Annotated in this window: 16 protein-coding genes; 6 read left to right on the forward strand and 10 right to left on the reverse strand. The window is 67.3% G+C overall.

Annotation, left to right across the window (positions count from 1 at the left end):
• Window position 1: 1 nt before the first annotated feature.
• The 7 genes from P7V53_RS04730 to P7V53_RS04760 all read right to left on the reverse strand — a co-directional run bounded on the left by P7V53_RS04730 (window position 2) and on the right by P7V53_RS04760 (window position 6,934).
• Window positions 2-502: a tetratricopeptide repeat protein gene (locus P7V53_RS04730; protein WP_280154325.1), complete on the reverse strand. Its 501-nt coding sequence runs from the start codon at window positions 500-502 to the stop codon at window positions 2-4.
• 54 nt (window positions 503-556) lie between these two features.
• Window positions 557-1,573, reverse strand: a complete 1,017-nt coding sequence (locus tag P7V53_RS04735) for a helix-turn-helix domain-containing protein (protein ID WP_280154326.1) — start codon at window positions 1,571-1,573, stop codon at window positions 557-559.
• Window positions 1,557-2,111 (reverse strand): isochorismatase family protein, encoded by a 555-nt coding sequence (locus P7V53_RS04740; protein ID WP_280154327.1) that lies wholly within the window; start codon window positions 2,109-2,111, stop codon window positions 1,557-1,559. The genes P7V53_RS04735 and P7V53_RS04740 overlap by 17 nt, the downstream gene beginning before the upstream one ends.
• Window positions 2,112-2,206: 95 nt before the next feature.
• Window positions 2,207-3,295 (reverse strand): M14 family metallopeptidase, encoded by a 1,089-nt coding sequence (locus tag P7V53_RS04745; protein ID WP_280154328.1) that lies wholly within the window; start codon window positions 3,293-3,295, stop codon window positions 2,207-2,209.
• A gap of 10 nt (window positions 3,296-3,305) precedes the next feature.
• Entirely contained in the window at window positions 3,306-4,499 is a 1,194-nt protein-coding gene (locus P7V53_RS04750; protein ID WP_280154329.1) for a M20 aminoacylase family protein, read from the reverse strand.
• A gap of 111 nt (window positions 4,500-4,610) precedes the next feature.
• Complete coding sequence (locus P7V53_RS04755) at window positions 4,611-5,771, reverse strand: ABC transporter substrate-binding protein (RefSeq protein ID WP_280154330.1); 1,161 nt, start codon at window positions 5,769-5,771, stop codon at window positions 4,611-4,613.
• A gap of 38 nt (window positions 5,772-5,809) precedes the next feature.
• The gene (locus P7V53_RS04760; protein ID WP_280154331.1) at window positions 5,810-6,934 is read right to left on the reverse strand and encodes an ABC transporter substrate-binding protein; all 1,125 of its coding nucleotides are present in this window, start codon (window positions 6,932-6,934) and stop codon (window positions 5,810-5,812) included.
• Between the two features lie 138 nt (window positions 6,935-7,072).
• Here P7V53_RS04760 and P7V53_RS04765 point away from each other — a divergent pair, with 138 nt between their 5' ends.
• The 3 genes from P7V53_RS04765 to P7V53_RS04775 are packed head-to-tail and all read left to right on the forward strand — an operon-like array spanning window position 7,073 to window position 10,587.
• Window positions 7,073-9,118, forward strand: coding sequence for a molybdopterin oxidoreductase family protein (locus tag P7V53_RS04765; protein WP_280154332.1), 2,046 nt, complete (start codon window positions 7,073-7,075; stop codon window positions 9,116-9,118).
• A gap of 14 nt (window positions 9,119-9,132) precedes the next feature.
• Entirely contained in the window at window positions 9,133-10,209 is a 1,077-nt protein-coding gene (locus tag P7V53_RS04770; protein ID WP_280154333.1) for an aminopeptidase, read from the forward strand.
• A 3-nt stretch (window positions 10,210-10,212) separates the two neighbouring features.
• Entirely contained in the window at window positions 10,213-10,587 is a 375-nt protein-coding gene (locus P7V53_RS04775; protein ID WP_280154334.1) for a polyhydroxyalkanoic acid system family protein, read from the forward strand.
• Between the two features lie 18 nt (window positions 10,588-10,605).
• On the opposite strand, the gene P7V53_RS04780 is transcribed toward P7V53_RS04775, so the two are convergent.
• Window positions 10,606-10,860 carry an acyl-CoA-binding protein gene (locus tag P7V53_RS04780; RefSeq protein WP_280154335.1) on the reverse strand — a complete coding sequence of 85 codons (255 nt, stop codon included), beginning with the start codon at window positions 10,858-10,860 and terminating at the stop codon, window positions 10,606-10,608.
• Window positions 10,861-10,955: 95 nt separating this feature from the next.
• Here P7V53_RS04780 and P7V53_RS04785 point away from each other — a divergent pair, with 95 nt between their 5' ends.
• A complete protein-coding gene (locus tag P7V53_RS04785; protein ID WP_280154336.1) occupies window positions 10,956-12,389 on the forward strand; it encodes a wax ester/triacylglycerol synthase family O-acyltransferase in 1,434 nt (477 codons plus the stop codon).
• A gap of 10 nt (window positions 12,390-12,399) precedes the next feature.
• Here P7V53_RS04785 and P7V53_RS04790 read toward each other — a convergent pair whose 3' ends face one another.
• Window positions 12,400-13,173: a hypothetical protein gene (locus tag P7V53_RS04790; protein ID WP_280154337.1), complete on the reverse strand. Its 774-nt coding sequence runs from the start codon at window positions 13,171-13,173 to the stop codon at window positions 12,400-12,402.
• Between the two features lie 19 nt (window positions 13,174-13,192).
• Entirely contained in the window at window positions 13,193-13,855 is a 663-nt protein-coding gene (locus tag P7V53_RS04795) for a TetR/AcrR family transcriptional regulator (RefSeq protein ID WP_280154338.1), read from the reverse strand.
• Between the two features lie 95 nt (window positions 13,856-13,950).
• Here P7V53_RS04795 and P7V53_RS04800 point away from each other — a divergent pair, with 95 nt between their 5' ends.
• Both P7V53_RS04800 and P7V53_RS04805 read left to right on the forward strand, forming a co-directional pair.
• On the forward strand, window positions 13,951-14,898 hold the full coding sequence (locus tag P7V53_RS04800; protein ID WP_280154339.1) for an ABC transporter ATP-binding protein: 948 nt from the start codon (window positions 13,951-13,953) through the stop codon (window positions 14,896-14,898).
• On the forward strand, window positions 14,895-15,674 hold the full coding sequence (locus P7V53_RS04805) for an ABC transporter permease (protein ID WP_280154340.1): 780 nt from the start codon (window positions 14,895-14,897) through the stop codon (window positions 15,672-15,674). Before P7V53_RS04800 ends, P7V53_RS04805 begins: the two co-directional genes overlap by 4 nt.
• Window positions 15,675-15,695: the final 21 nt, after the last annotated feature.

The following is a 15,695-nucleotide window of genomic DNA, read 5'->3' on the forward strand; positions in this document are numbered from 1 at the left end:
GCTACTTCGCCGTGGTGGTTGCTGCGGTCTTCGCCGGCGGCTGCCAGGCGCTCAGCGCTTTCGAGAGCTCCTGGTATTCGCCGCACTGCTCGCCGCAGATGCGCTTCAGCGCGGCCAGATGCTCGCGCGCCTTGTCGGCCTGGTTGACCTGGAGGTAGGCCTCACCGATGTACTCGTGCGCGCCGCGGTGGTTGGGATCGAGACGCAAGGCGGTGCGATAGCTGTCGAAGGCCTCGTCGAGCTGGCCGCTCTTGCGGTAGCTGTAGCCCATGAGGTTGTGCACGTCGGGGTTCCTGCGGTCCTTTCGCAACGCACGTTTCAGTTCGACCAGGGCGCCGGTCCAGTCCTTGCGATCGATCATGAGCTGTGCTTCGGTCAGCTCATCGGCGACGTTGGAGGACGGCGCGGGAGGGGCTCCGCCGGCAGCCTGCCCGAGGGGTGCGCTCACGAGAAACAGCACGGACGCGGCGGCGGCCGCCGCGCTGGAGCGCACAAGGCTCATCGTTGTCTCCTCGAATATGTTTGGCGCGTAGGGTAGGCGAGGCGGCGTCGCCGATCAAGGAAAACCCGAGTGCCGTGAGGCTTCATCGCGCGGCGTGCCGCCCCAATGGCGTCCCCAGGCCCGGCGAAGCTGCAGGTCCGAGGAAAAGCCGGCGACCTCGGCGGCGCGAGTCACGCTCGCTCCGCGCCGCAACGATTGTCGCGCATGCTCGAGACGGATCTTCTCGAGGTACTCCAACGGCGAGACACCGGCGTGTTCCGCGAACAGCCGCAGCAGATGGCGCGGGGTCACGTGGGCGACGGCGGCCAACGAGGTCGTGTCCCAGTCGTGCGTCGGCCGTGCCGCGATCGCGTCCTGCACGCGGTGGACCGCGGGATGCAGATGATGGCGATGGGCCAGCATCGGCGACAGTTCCGGATCGTGGGGCGTGCGTCGCAGGTACACCACCATGTCGCGCGCCACCGCGGCGGCCAGTGCGTCGCCGCAGGCCTGTGCGATCAGGTGGAGCGCCAGATCGATGCCGGCTGTCACGCCGGCGCTGGAGGCCAACGGGCCGTCGAGCACGAACACGCGGTTGTCGACCACCTCGGCGTGTGTCGCCAGCCGGCGCAACTGCTCGAGCAGATTGTGGTGGGTGGTGCAGCGGCGAGACCCCAGCAGGCCGGCGCGCGCGGCCAGAAGCGTGCCCGAGCAGATCGTGACGAGGCGGTGCTGCAGATCGCCTTCGAGCAGGGGCCGCATCCGCCGATTCAGCCACTGGGCGATGGTCAGCGTGTCGGGGTCGGGCCGCGCCAGCGCCTCGCTGGGCTGGCCCACCAAGACCATCCAGGTGGGCCTCGGCAGGCTTTGCGGCAGCGGCTCCACGGCAGCCATCGCAAGGCCGACCGAGCTGTCGACCTGGCGCGTCGCGGCGGTGTAGCGCAGCCGGAAAGGCACTGTGCGGCCGGCGGACGAGCGGTGCTGATTGGCGAGCCGAAACGCCTCCGCCGGGCCCGCCAGGTCGAGCAGCAGCGCCCGCGGCGGCAGGACGAAAAGGATGTCGATCGGCGGCGGGTCAGCTCGCTCGCGCAAGCGCCTGCTCCACGCTGCAGATGGTCGCGAAGCGGCCGCTCAAGACAGCCGAGGTGCGCGCGACGATGTCGGCCGCCGGCAACGGCGACCCGTCGAGGTGGCGCATGTCGAAGGTGAGCGTGGCCTCGGGCACGAAGTCGACCTCGAAGCCTTCGTCGCTGGCGTGGCGCGTCGTCGTCTCGCAGCACTGCTCGGTGCGGATGCCTGCAACGATGAGGCGGCCGATGCCGTTGCGCCGCAGCCAGATCGGCAGTCCGGTGCCGACCAGCGCGCTGTGGCGCGACTTGTGGAATTCGGCCGCCGGCTCGATGCGCGCGAGGCCTTCCAGCGGTCGCACCTGACCCGAGGCGAGCGCGAACGGACCCGCTTGCGCACCGTCGTCCACATGAAGAATGCGCACCACCGGCACGCCTCGCCCGCTGCAGCCGTCGATCAGCGCGTTGGTACGGGCGAGGAACGCGGGCAGCGCATCCGCGGTGAAGTACGGGCGGTGGCGGAACGACTCCTGGATGTCGATCAGCAGCAGGGCGGTGTTCATGCAAGGCTCCTTGGTGTGACGAGCCGCGACGGTACGCCGGCGGCGCTGCGCCGTCGCGGCGGGGTCCGACCGATACCGATCAATTTCGGACACGCTTACGGCGAACCGCGCAGCCCGCTGACGGCCTGCCGCGCGGCTTCGACGCCCTGCTCGACGACGCGCTGCTTCCACGCGTCGTCGTCCGTGTAGAAGGCGTCGCGCAACTGCTGCTTGATGAAGCGATGCAACGGCGCCGGCGCCTCGGGATGGTTCTCCAGCCACTGGTCGCCGCGCAGCGCGTTGATCACGTCCAGGATGGGGAGCGTGCCGTACTCGAGGGCGATGCCGGTGTATTCGGCCTGCGGGCATTCGTCGTAGGCGGCCAGCCACATCATTCCGGTGAGCAGGGCGGAGGTGGAGCTGCCGTCGTAGATCGAAGTCACTTCGGGGCCCCACCACGCGCGGGCTCGGGCCAGCGCCGCCGCATCGTCGCGGCAGGCGAAGATGCGCTCGCCGTGGCCGCTGGGACCTAGCCCGGTGTGCAGGTCGATCCAGCCAAGCTTGTCGCAGCGCCGGCCGTGATCACGCAGCACCTGGCGCAAGGTCTGATTGCTCCAGGTCGGATTGCGGCCGCCATAGAACAGCCCCTCGGGATGGTCGTACTGCCCGCTGGACGTGGCGGCCTGCACCGCCTCGATGCCACGGGCCTCGATGAGCGCCGTCACCCTGGCGTTGGCCTCTGGCGACGGCGGCCACGTCGTCGGGACCAGCAGCGGCGCGATCTCGTCGTAGGCCGGATTGGACGGCAGCGGCTGGGTGAAGTCGTGGAAGTTGCGATTGAGGTCGACGTTTTCCTGCGTGACCCGCCGCCACCACGAGAAGCCGTACGGATTGAGGCCGTGGATGTACAGCACTGCCACCGCGGCGCTGCTTGCCTGTTGGCGCCAGCGGGCGTCGTGCAGCAGTGCGTTCTGGATGCCGGAGCCGCAGAATCCTTCGACGCCGTGGCAGGCGCTGGTGATCAGCAGCAGACGCCGCGCGTCGCGCGATCCGTCGAGCGCAACGTCCATGGCCAGCGTCTCGCCGTCGCGCCCCAGCATCGGATGGACATGGGCTTCGACATCGATGCCGGCTGCTTCGCAAGAGGCGAGAAACTTCGCTCGCGCCTCGGCGTAGGTCTGCGCGAAGTGCCCGCTGACGTCCATGGCGCTGGGATCAGCGCGGCTGGGCCAGCCACTGCTCCGCCATGCGCACCCACAGGGTCGCGCCGAGCGGGATGAGCTCGTCGTTGAAGTCGTAGCTCGGGTTGTGCAGCATGCATGGGCCCATGCCGTGGCCGCTGGTGCGATGGCTGCCGTCGCCGTTGCCGATCAGGAAGTACGCGCCGGGCTTCTCGAGCAGGAAGTAGCTGAAGTCTTCGGCGCCCATCGTGGGCTCGAACTCGAGCACGTTGTCGGCGCCGACGACCTCGCCCATGACGCGGCGCGCGAATTCGGTCTCCGCCGGGTGGTTGATGGTGGGGGGGTAGTTGCGCACGAACTCGAACTCGCAAGTCGCGCCGAAGGCCGTGCAGGTGTGCTGCGCGACTTCCTTCATGCGGCGCTCGATCAGGTCGAGCACGTCGAGCGTGAATGTGCGCACGGTACCTTCCATCACGCAGACGTCGGGAACCACGTTGGTCGCCTCGCCGGTGTGGATCATCGTCACGGAAATCACGCCGGCATCGATGGGGCGCTTGTTGCGCGTGATGATCGTCTGGAAGGCCTGGACCATCAGGCATGCCACCGGCACCGGGTCTATGCCGTTGTGCGGCATGGCGGCGTGAGCGCCCTTGCCGCGGATCGTGATCTTGAATTCGTTGCTCGATGCGAAGCAGGGACCGCTCTTGACGGCGAACTGGCCGACCTGCATGCCGGGCCAGTTGTGCGCGCCGAAGATCGCTTCCATCGGAAACCTGTCGAACAGTCCGTCGCGGATCATCTCCCGCGCGCCGCCGCCGCCTTCCTCGGCCGGCTGGAACACCAGATAGACCGTGCCGTCGAACAGGCGATGCTTGGACAGATGCTTGGCTGCCGCCAGCAGCATCGCGGTGTGGCCGTCGTGGCCGCAGGCATGCATCTTCCCCGGATGCCGGCTGGCGTGGGCGAAGGTGTTGTGCTCGGTCATCGGCAGCGCATCGATGTCGGCGCGCAGGCCCACGGCGCGCCCGCTGCTGCCGTTTTTCACGATGCCCACCACGCCGGTCTTGCCCAGGCCGCGATGGACCGGGATGCCCCAGTCGGTGAGCTGGCCGGCGATCACATCAGAGGTGCGCTGTTCCTCGAAGCAGAGCTCGGGATGGGCGTGGATGTCACGCCGCACGGCGGCGATCGACGCCGCGTCGGCAAGGATGGATTCGATGAGGCGCATGGTGTGCTCCGGGGCTCGCGCGCGCCGTGGTCAGGCGCTGGAGACGAAGTGGAGCGACCCAGTTTACCCGTGGCGCTGGGGGCCTGCCAGCGCGTCAAACGGGCGCCGGAACTAGTGGCGGACGCGGCCGTCGGCAGTGAGGATGGTCAGGTCGACGAATTTGGAGCCCGTGTGCTTCTGCGGTCCGAAGTCGACCAGGAAGCCGCCGAGGTCGAACTCGTGCATCGATTCGAGGCCGGCGATCAGGCTGTCCGCGGTCGGCTTGCCCCCGGCGCGCCGCAAGCCTTCGGCCAGCGCCTTTGCCGCGACATAACCTTCCATGCTGCTGTAGTTGGGTTCGAACTTGTCCCCGAGCGCCGTCCTGCCGGCGCTCAGGAATTCGCCCGAGACGTGCGCTTTCGGCGCGAACGGGAACGGCATCACCTGGCTCACGACGACGCCCCGGCCATCGGCGCCCAGTTCCTGCGCCAGCGCCTGGGTGCCCACGAAGGACACGTTGTAGAAGGTGCCGCCGAAGCCGGCCTTGCGCGCCGCGCGGATGAAGGCCGCACAGGACTTGTACGCGCTGATCTGCACGATCGCGTCGGGCTTGCCGGCCATGATGGACTGCACCGCTGCGTCGACGGCGACTGTGTTGCGCTCGACCGTGCCGAGCGCCGCCGGCTGCAGCCCCAGGGGCTGCAGCGCCCGGGTCACGCCATCGAGACCGGCCTTGCCGTAGCTGTCGTTTTGGTGGAAGACGGCAATCTTGCGGATGCCGACGGCGGTGAGCTGCTTGACGATCTCAGCCGTCTCGTTGAAATACGAGGCGCGCACATGGAAGGCATAGCGATTGAAAGGCGTGCGCAGCGCTTCCGCGCCCGTGAACGGCGCGACGAACGGCACCTGCGCCTGGGTAGCCAAAGGCAGCGCTGCAATGCTGGTGGGCGTTCCGATGTAGCCGAACAGCGCGAAGACGCCCGAGTCGATCAGCTTGCGGGTGTTCGCGCTGCAACGATCGGGCTCGTAGCCGTCGTCCAGGCTCTGCAGCTCGATGCTGCGACCGCCGATGCCGCCGCGTGCGTTGACGCGGTCGAACAGCAGCTGGGCGCCCTTGCGGAACTCCTCCCCCAGTGCACTCGCCGGACCGCTGAATGCCGCTGACTGGCCGAGCACGATCTTGTGGCCCGATTGCGTCCACGCGGGCAGGCCCACGCTGGCCGTGCACAGGCCGGCGCAGGCCCGGATGAGTTGTCGACGTTGCAGCAAGGTCACCTCCCGAAAGTCGTCCATCGGCCACGGCGCGATGCGCCGTGCAGCCGGCGATGTCCTCAGCGGCGCACGCGGCCGTCGTCGGTCAGCATCGACAGGTCCACGAAGCGCGAGGCGACATGCTGCTTCGGTGCGAAGTTGACGTTGAAGCCGCCGAAGTTGGCGTTCTGGATCGACTCGAGCGCAGAGACCAGCGCTTCGCGCGACGGGTTGCGCCCGGCGCGGCGCAGGCCCTCGGCGAGCACCTTGGCGGCCAGGTAGCCTTCCATGCTCGAGTAGTTGGGCTTGGCGTCGCCGCCGGCCTTGCGCACCGCTTCGAGGTATTCGCGCGAGATCGGGGTGGTCGTGGCGAACGGATAGGGCATCACCTGGCTGATCATGATGCCCAGACCTTCCTTGCCGAGCTCATCGGCCAGCGCCTGCGTGCCGACGAACGAGACGTTGTAGAAGGTGCCGCCGTAGCCGGCCTTGCGCGCCTCTCGGATGAAGGCGGCGCAGGAACGGTAGGCGCTGATCTGGACCACGGCGTCGGGCATCTTCTGCACGATTTCCTGCACGGCCTTGGCCACGTCCACCGTGTTGCGCTCGACCGTGCCGAGCGCCACCGGCGCCAGGCCCAGAGGGGTGAGCGCACGCTTGACGCCTTCGAGGCCGGCCTTGCCGTAGCTGTCGTTCTGGTAGAAGACCGCGATCTTCTTGAGGTCCAGCGCGGTGAGCTGTTTCACGATCAGCGCCGTCTCGTCGTAGTACGACGCGCGCACGTGGAACACCGACTTGCTGAACGGGTCACGCAGGGCCTCGGCGCCGGTGAAGGGGCCGAAGAAGGGGATCTTCGCTTCGTTCACCAGCGGCAGCGCGGCCAGGCAGGTCGGCGTGCCGACATAGCCGAACAGTGCGAAGACGTCGTCCTTGATGAGCTTCTCGGTGTTGGCCTTGCAGCGATCGGGCTCGTAGCCGTCGTCCAGCGTGCGCAGCTCGATCTGCTGCCCGTTGATCCCGCCGCCGGCGTTGACCATGTCGAAGTAGATCTTGCCGCCCTTGTTCATCTGGATGCCGAGCTGCGCGGCCGGTCCGCTGAATGCGGCCGACTGGCCCAGGACGAGCGACTTGGCCTGTGCCCAGGCGGGCAGTGCCAACGCAGCACCGGCAGCGGTGAACTGCTTGATCGCGTCACGACGGTTCATGAGAAGCCCCTCGAGTTCTTGTGCAGGCAACGGTGCCCGCTTTAAGCGACCGGTCCCGACTGGTCCGGAGTGCGCCCTCACGATTCTCCGACGCCCCGGTGCGGCTTGTGGAATCGGCTCTGTGCAATAGTTGGCCTCATGAACGATTCCGTCACCTTCGTGCGCGCGGCCTGCCCGCATGACTGTCCCGACACCTGTGCGATTCGCGTCACCGTTCACGATGGCCGCGCCATCAAGGTGCAGGGCGACCCGGACCATCCGCCGACCCATGGCGCGCTGTGCACCAAGGTGTCGCGCTATCCCGAACGCACCTATCACGCCGGACGTGTCCTGCATCCAATGCGTCGCAGCGGACCGAAGGGCAGCGGCCGGTTCGTGCGTGTGACCTGGGACGAGGCGCTGGACGACATCGCGGCGCGTCTGGCCGATATTGCGTCGCGCGACCCGCAGGCAGTGGTGCCGTACAGCTATGCCGGCACGATGGGACTGCTGCAGGGCGAGAGCATGGACCGGCGCTTCTTTCACAAGCTGGGCGCGTCGCTGCTGGACCGCACGATCTGCTCCAGCGCCGGCGGCGAAGCGCTCGCCGCGACGTACGGCGCAAAGATCGGGATGCACCTCGAGCACTATGCCGAGAGCCGCCTCATCGTCATCTGGGGAAGCAACTCGATCGCGTCGAACCTGCACTTCTGGACCTTCGCGCAGGCCGCGAAGCGCAACGGCGCCAAGCTGATCTGCATCGACCCGCGCAGGACCGAGACCGCCGACAAGTGCCACCAGCACATCGGCCTGCTGCCCGGCACCGATGGCGCGCTGGCGCTGGGCGTGATGCACGAGCTCATCGTCAACGACTGGCTCGACCACGACTACATCGAGCGCTACACGGAGGGCTGGGCGTTGCTGCGCGAACGCGCGCTGCAGTGGCCGCCCGAGCGTGCCGCGCAGGTGTGCGGCATCACGCCGGACGAGGTGCGCGGGCTGGCTCGCGACTACGGCACGAGTTCGCCCGCGGCGATACGTCTGAACTACGGCATGCAGCGCGCACGCGGCGGCGGCAACGCGGTGCGGCTGGTCGCCATCCTGCCGTGCCTGGTGGGCGCATGGCGACATCGCGCGGGCGGCCTGCTGCTCTCGTCGTCAGGCTGGTTCCCGGTGGACCGCGCCGCGCTGCAGCGGCCTGATCTGCTGGGCGAGCGCCGGCCGCGCACGATCAACATGAGCACGATCGGCGATGCGCTGTTGAACGAGGGCTCGCCCGAGTTCGGTCCGAAGATCGAGGCGCTCGTCGTCTACAACAGCAACCCGGTCGCCGTGGCGCCGGAATCGCCAAAGGTCGTGAAGGGCTTTTGCCGCGAGGACCTCTTCACCGTCGTGCTCGAGCAGTTCATGACCGACACCGCCGATCACGCCGACTACGTGCTGCCGGCCACCACGCAGCTCGAGCACCTGGACGTGCACACCAGCTACGGCCATCGTTACGCGCTGATCAACGAGCCGGCGATTGCGCCGCTCGGCGAAGCGAAGCCGAACACCGGCATCTTTCGCGAGCTGGCGCAGCGCATGGGCTTCGACGATGCATGCTTGCGCGATACCGACGAGCAGATGGCGCGCTCGGCCTTCATCCGCGACGTGAGCTTCGACGCGCTGCGCGCCGACGGATGGGTCGCGCTGCCGCTGCCGGAGGCGCCGCTGGCCGAAGGCGGCTTTCGCACGCCGAGCGGCAAGTGCGTCATCGATTCGCCGCAGTTCGGTGTGCCGGACTACGTGCCGAACTATGAGTCGGCAGCGAGCTCGCCGCAGCTTGCCCGGCGCTATCCGCTGGCGATGATCTCGCCGCCGGCGCGCAACTTCCTCAATTCGACCTTCGTCAACGTGCAGAGCTTGCGCGACATCGAAGGCGAGCCGCTGGTCGAGATCCACGAGACGGATGCGCTGGCGCGCGGCATCGTCGACGGCCAGGCGGTGCGCGTGTTCAACGATCGCGGCGAATACGTCTGCAAGGCCGTGCTCAGCAAGCGGGCCCGGCCTGGCGTGGTGAACGGCCTGGGTGTCTGGTGGCGCAAGCTGGGTCCCACCGGCACCAACGTCAACGAGGTCACGCACCAGCGGCTCACCGACATCGGCCGTGCACCGTCGTTCTACGACTGCCTCGTCGACGTGCGCCCGGCCGGCACGGCGTCGTGAGGCGCGGGCTGCTGATGGCTGGCATAGGGCTCGCAGGCAGCATCGCGCTGGCCGCGGTCACGATCTGCATCGGCTCGGGCTGCAGCTCGATCGGCTACTACGCGCATTCGGTCGGCGGCCACCTCGACCTGCTGCGCAGCGCCCGTCCGGTGCCGCAGTGGATGAGCGACGAAGACGCCTCCGCAACGCTGAAGGAGCGACTCGCGCTCACGCAGCGCATCCGCGACTTCGCGGTCAGCGACTTGCAGCTGCCCGACAACGCGAGCTATCGCCGCTATGCCGACCTGAAGCGCAATGCCGCCGTGTGGAATGTGGTCGCCGCCCCCGAGCTGAGCCTCACGCTCAAGACGTGGTGCTTCCCGGTGGTGGGCTGCGTCGGCTACCGCGGGTACTTCGAGCGCGAGCGGGCCGACGCCTTCGCGGAGGACCTGCGGCGACAAGGCCTCGAGGTCAGCGTCTACGGCGTGCCGGCCTATTCCACGCTGGGCGCCATCCCTGGCGACTTCTTCGCCGACCCGCTGCTCAACACCTTCATCCAGTTTCCAGAAGGCGAGCTGGCGCGGCTCATCTTCCACGAGCTCGCGCACCAGGTGGCGTATGCCAAGGGCGACACGGATTTCAACGAATCCTTCGCGACCGCGGTCGAGCGCATCGGCGGGGCGCGCTGGCTCAGCGAGCGCGCCGCGCCGCAGGCGCGCGAGGAGTACGAGCGCTTCGACGGCCGGCGTCGCGACTTCCGCACGCTGACCAAGAAGTACCGCGACCGGTTCGAGGCGCTGTACGCCAGCGACGCCAGCGACGACAGCAAGCGCGCCGCCAAGGCCCGGCTGATGCAAGAGCTTCGCGCCGAGTACGAAGCGATCAAGGCTTCGCGCTGGGCCGGGTTTTCCGGGTATGACGCCTGGTTCTCGCGCGCCAACAATGCCGGCTTCGGCGTGCTGGCCGCCTACACCGAGCTCGTGCCCGATTTCGAGAAGCTGTTCCAGCACAGCGGCGGCGACTTCAAGCGCTTCTACGCCGAAGTCAGGCGGCTTGCCGACCTGCCGACCAAAGCCGAACGACGCGCCGCACTGGCGTCCCTGGGAGACTGACAGATGGCCGATATCCGCATCCATCGCGCCCACAAGCTGGGCCTTGCCAAGGCGCGCGAGGTGGCCTGGCACTGGGCCGAAGAAGTGGAGAAGAAGTTCGACATGGAATGCACGGTCATCGAGGGCGAGGCCAGCGATACCGTCGAATTCACGCGTCCCGGCGTGCGGGGCCAGCTGGTGGTCGCGGCCGATCACTTCGATCTGACCGCGACACTGGGCTTTCTGCTCGGCGCCTTCAGCAAGACGATCGAGGCCGAGATCGAGCGCAACCTCGACGATCTGCTGTACGCCGAAACGGCGGCCAAAAAGAAGGCGGCGGCCAGGAAGACCGCCGCCAAGTCTGCTGCGACACCCGCGAAGAAGACGGCGAAAAAATAGCGCCGTCCGGCACGCGGTCTACTTCAGCGATTCGATGAGATCGACGTACTCCTGCATCGCCTCATCGGTGCTCTTGCCCTTGAGCTCGTTCCACGCGTCCCACTTCGCGCGGCCGACCATGTCGGTGAAGCCGGGGCGCTTGCCGTCGACATCGCCGCTGGATGCCTGCTTGTACAGCGCGTAGATCTTCAGCAGCGTCATGTTGTCGGGCTTTTCCGGCAGTTGCTTCGATTCGGCCACCGCCTGTTCGAATCGCGCTTTCAAGTCGGCCATGGTGGGTCTCCTGTGGGTGAAAATGCCATTGACGGCCCGCATGTTACTCAGCATCGTCGGCTGCGCTGAAGCCTAATCCGTAGAGGAGACTCCCGATGCTCACCGCCACCACCGAGCGCATGTCGCGTGTGGACACCGCCTGGTTGCGGATGGACAACGAGGTCAACCTGATGATGATCGTCGGCGTGTGGCTGCTCACGCCCACCATCACCTACGAGGCGCTTTCCGAGCGCATCAGCGACAAGCTGCTCAAGTACGACCGCTTCCGCCAGAAGGTGGTCGATGACACCATGGGCGCGAGCTGGGTCGCCGACGAGCAGTTCGATCTGGCCAGGCACGTCGTGCGCCACAAGCTGCATCGCCGGCGCGGCCAGAGCGAGCGTGCGGCGCTGCAGGAGCTGGCGGGGCGCCTGTCGACGACACCGCTCGATTCTTCGCGCCCGCTGTGGCAGTTTCACTTCATCGAGCAGTACGAAGGCGGCAGCGCCCTGATCGCGCGGGTGCACCACTGCATCGCCGATGGCATCGCGCTGATCTCCGTGATGCTGTCGATCACCGACGGCGGCGCCGACCCCCCGGCGCGCAAGCTGCGCAAGACGGCCGATGACAGCGGCTCCGATTGGCTCACCGATGCGGTGGTCAAGCCCTTCACCGACCTGACGATGAAGGCCATCGGCATGTACGGCAGCGGCGTCGCCAAGTCGATGGAGATGCTGGCCAATCCGTACCAGCCGCTGTTCGGCTCGCTCGACATGGCCAGGAGCGGCTATCAGGTCGTCAGCGATGTCGCGTCGATGGCGCTGATGCCCGACGACTCGCCCACCCTGCTGAAGGGCAAGCCCGTCGGCAGCAAGAAAGTCGCCTGGGGCGAGCCGATCTCGCTGGACGACGTCAAGGCCGTCGGCAAGGCGCTGGGCTGCTCCGTCAACGACGTGCTGCTGGCCTGCGTGGCCGGGGCGATCGGCAGCTACCTGCGCGATGCGGGCGACGATCCCGCGGGCAAGGAGATCCGCGCGATGGTGCCGGTGAACCTGCGGCCGCTGGAGAAGGCCTATCAACTCGGCAACCGCTTCGGCCTCGTTCCGCTGGTGCTGCCGGTCGGCATCGTCAACCCGATCGAGCGCGTGTATGCCGTGCGCCAGCGCATGACGCAGCTCAAGGGCAGCTATCAGCCGGTGCTGGCCTTCGCGGTGCTGGCGGTGGCGGGCCTGCTGATCAAGCCGGCGCAGGACGCGCTGCTCAACATGTTCGCCAAGAAAGCCACCGCGGTGATGACCAACGTGCCCGGCCCGGGCAAGCCGCTGAAGTTCTGCGGCTCCACCCTGCGCCAGACGATGTTCTGGGTGCCGCAGTCGGGCAACATCGGCGTCGGGGTCAGCATCCTGTCGTATGGCGGCGGCGTGCAGTTCGGGCTCATCACCGACGAGAAGCTGTGTCCCGAGCCGCAACGGATCATCGAGCGCTTCGAGCCGGAGTTCGAGAAGCTGCTCATGGTCACCCTGATGCTGCCTTGGGGAGAGGCGGCGTAGGCGCCAGGGCCTAGTCCTCGAGCTCCGCCTTCGCCATCTCGACATCCAGCAGTTCCATCGCGTCCATCGGCTCGCAGGCCGCGGCGTCGGCGTAGAGCTTCTCGGCGTCCTTCATCTTCTTCTCGCCTTCGAGCATCACCAGCCCATTGGCGTATTCCACCATCGCGATCGCCGAAGCGGGGTTGAGCTTGAGTGCCTGCTTGTACATCGCGAGCCCCGTGTCCTTGCTCGCGCCCTGCGTGCGACCCAACAGCGAGCCCACCTTGTCGATGACCTCGGCGTGGAAGGCGCCCAGCGCGATGTGAGCGTCCGCGTGCTTGGGCTGCAGCTTGATGGCCGTCTCCAGTGCACCCTTGACCTTGCTGCCCAGGCCCTGCGCCAGCGCCTTGGCGACGCTGATGCCCTGGCTGTAGCGCCCGAGGGCGTAGGCCATCAGGTAGTGCGCGTTGGCATTCTTCGGCTCGGCGGCCGCCTGAGCCTCCGCACGCTCGGCCACTTCCATGAAAAGCGACAGCTTGGCCTTCTCGCTCTTCTCGAGGTAGTTGGCGTAGATCGCCTGCGCCTTGTTGGCCACGGTGATGCCCGCGCCGCCGGCCTTCAGGCCGGCCTCGGCGGCCTTCTGGAATTCGCCGGCGTGGAACAGCGCCCACGCCGCGAGCACCTTGTCGTCCTTGGGCAGCGGCTCGGCGTCACCGGCGTGCAGTCGCGCCCAGTTCTTCTTCAGCGCCGCGGCATCGTAGATGTACTCTGCGTTGTCGTACGGGAATGCGGTCCATTTCGCCATGGGGTGTCTCCTTGGGGTGTCAGGCAGCGTTGTAGTTGCCCACCAGCCCGAGCAGATGCTCCTTCTGGGCGGGCTCGAGGTAAGGCATCAGGAGGCTGAGCAAGTGGAAGGCGCCGCGCAGCAAGGCCGCGCCGGCGCTCTCCGGTTCGAGCGCCTTGCGCGGGTCGCGTACGTACTCGTAGCTCAGCCAGTAAGTGAGGACGACCACCATCGCGGTGGCCACCGGCTCCGCTTCGCGCAACTCCATGCGCATCGCGTTGCCGCGTGTCATGCCGTCGAGCACGCTCTGCACCGCGCGCGACTTGTTCTTGAGCACGAACTGGAAGTGGGTCTCGAGGCGCCGGTTCTTCGACAGCAGGTCGTTCAGGTCGCGGTACAGGAAGCGGTACTGCCAGATCAGCTCGAACATCATGTGGAAGAACAGCCATGCATCCTCCACATTGCGCACGTTGTCTGCGGCATGCAGCAGCTCGTTGAGCGCTCGCTCGTAGCGATCGAACAGGCTGTTGATCAGCTCGTCCTTCGCCGGATAGTGGTAGTACAGGTTGCCGGGGCTGATGTTGAGCTCGGCCGAAATCAGCGTGGTGGAGACGTTGGGCTCGCCGAAGCGGTTGAACAGCTCGAGCGTGACCTCGAGGATGCGCTCGGCGGTGCGGCGCGGCTTCTTCGCCTGGGTGGCCATGGTTCTTCTGGGCTTTTCGGTGTGCCGGGCAATCTAGCACCAAGATGGACCGGCGGGAGCACGATTCGGGAGCGCTGCCTACAATGGCGCCCCCTATGCCGGTGAATTCGCCCGCCATCTCCTTTCAGGACGTCAGCAAGACCTATCACGGCCCTCGCGGCGGCGTCCATGCGCTGGATCACGTGAGCTTCGACATCCAGCCCGGCGAGTTCTTCGGGCTGCTCGGGCCGAACGGCGCGGGCAAGACGACGTTGATCAGCATCCTCGCGGGGCTGGCGCGCGCCACCGGCGGGCGCGTGATGGTGCAGGGGCACGACGTCATCGGCGACTACGCCGCCGCGCGCCGCAGCCTCGGCATCGTGCCGCAGGAGCTGGTGTTCGATCCGTTCTTCAGCGTGCGCGAGGCCTTGCGCATCCAGAGCGGCTACTTCGGCGTGCACGACAACGACGCCTGGATCGACGAACTGCTCGCCAACCTGGGCCTGGCCGACAAGGCCGACGCCAACATGCGCCAGCTGTCGGGCGGCATGAAGCGGCGGGTGCTGGTGGCGCAGGCGCTGGTGCACCGCCCGCCGGTGATCGTGCTGGACGAGCCCACCGCGGGCGTCGACGTCGAGCTGCGCCAGACGCTGTGGCAGTTCGTCGCACGGCTGAACCGGCAGGGCCACACCGTGCTGCTGACCACGCACTACCTCGAGGAGGCTGAAGCGCTGTGCGGCCGCATCGCGATGCTCAAGCAGGGCCGCGTGGTTGCACTGGATCGCACGTCGGCGCTGCTCGCGGGCACCGCCAGCACGATGATGCGTTTCAAGATGGACACCCCGCTGCCCGCACAGCTCGTGCCGCAGTCGCGTGTCACCGGTCGCATCGTGCAGATCAAGGCCCACGATGCGAAGGAGGTGCAAAGCGTGCTCGCCGCGCTGCACGCCGCCGGCTGCGTGCCCGAGGATCTCGAGATCGGCCGAGCGGATCTGGAGAACGTGTTCCTCGAGATCATGCAGGGCGAGTCCCGGCCGCTGCCGCTGAAGGCGGTGACGGCATGAGCTCAGTGGCCACCGGCCCGCTGGCCGGCACGCGCACGCTGCTCTACAAGGAGGTGCTTCGCTTCTGGAAGGTCAGCTTCCAGACCGTGGCCGCGCCGGTGCTCACCGCCGTGCTCTACCTGCTGATCTTCGGCCACGTGCTGTCGGACCGGGTGACGGTCTTCGAGAGCGTCGGCTACACCAGCTTCCTCATTCCGGGCCTGGTGATGATGAGCGTGTTGCAGAACGCCTTTGCCAACAGCAGCTCGTCGCTCATCCAGAGCAAGATCACGGGCAACCTGGTCTTCCTGCTCGTCGCGCCGCTGTCGCACTGGGCCTGGTTCGTGGCCTATGTCGGCGCGGCAGTGGTGCGCGGCCTGGCGGTCGGCCTGGGCGTGCTTCTGGTGACGCTGTGGTTCGCCCCGCTGGGCGCCGCCGAGCCGTGGTGGATCTTCGTGTTTGCGCTGCTCGGCGCCGGCATGCTCGGTTCGCTGGGGCTGATCGCCGGTCTGTGGGCGGAGAAGTTCGACCAGATGGCTGCGTTCCAGAACTTCATCATCATGCCGATGACTTTCCTGTCGGGCGTGTTCTATTCGGTGCATTCGCTGCCCGTCTTCTGGCAAGGGGTCAGCCACCTGAATCCCTTCTTCTACATGATCGACGGCTTCCGCCGCGGCTTTTTCGGGGTCAGCGACGTCTCGCCGTGGATCAGTCTGGGCGTCGTGGGAACGAGCTTTCTCCTCGTCGCGGGCATCTCGTTGCACCTGCTGCGCATCGGCTACAAGATCCGCCACTGAGGCGCCCGGTAAAATCCCGCT

This window comes from Piscinibacter sp. XHJ-5 (assembly GCF_029855045.1).
Classification (GTDB): domain Bacteria; phylum Pseudomonadota; class Gammaproteobacteria; order Burkholderiales; family Burkholderiaceae_C; genus Albitalea.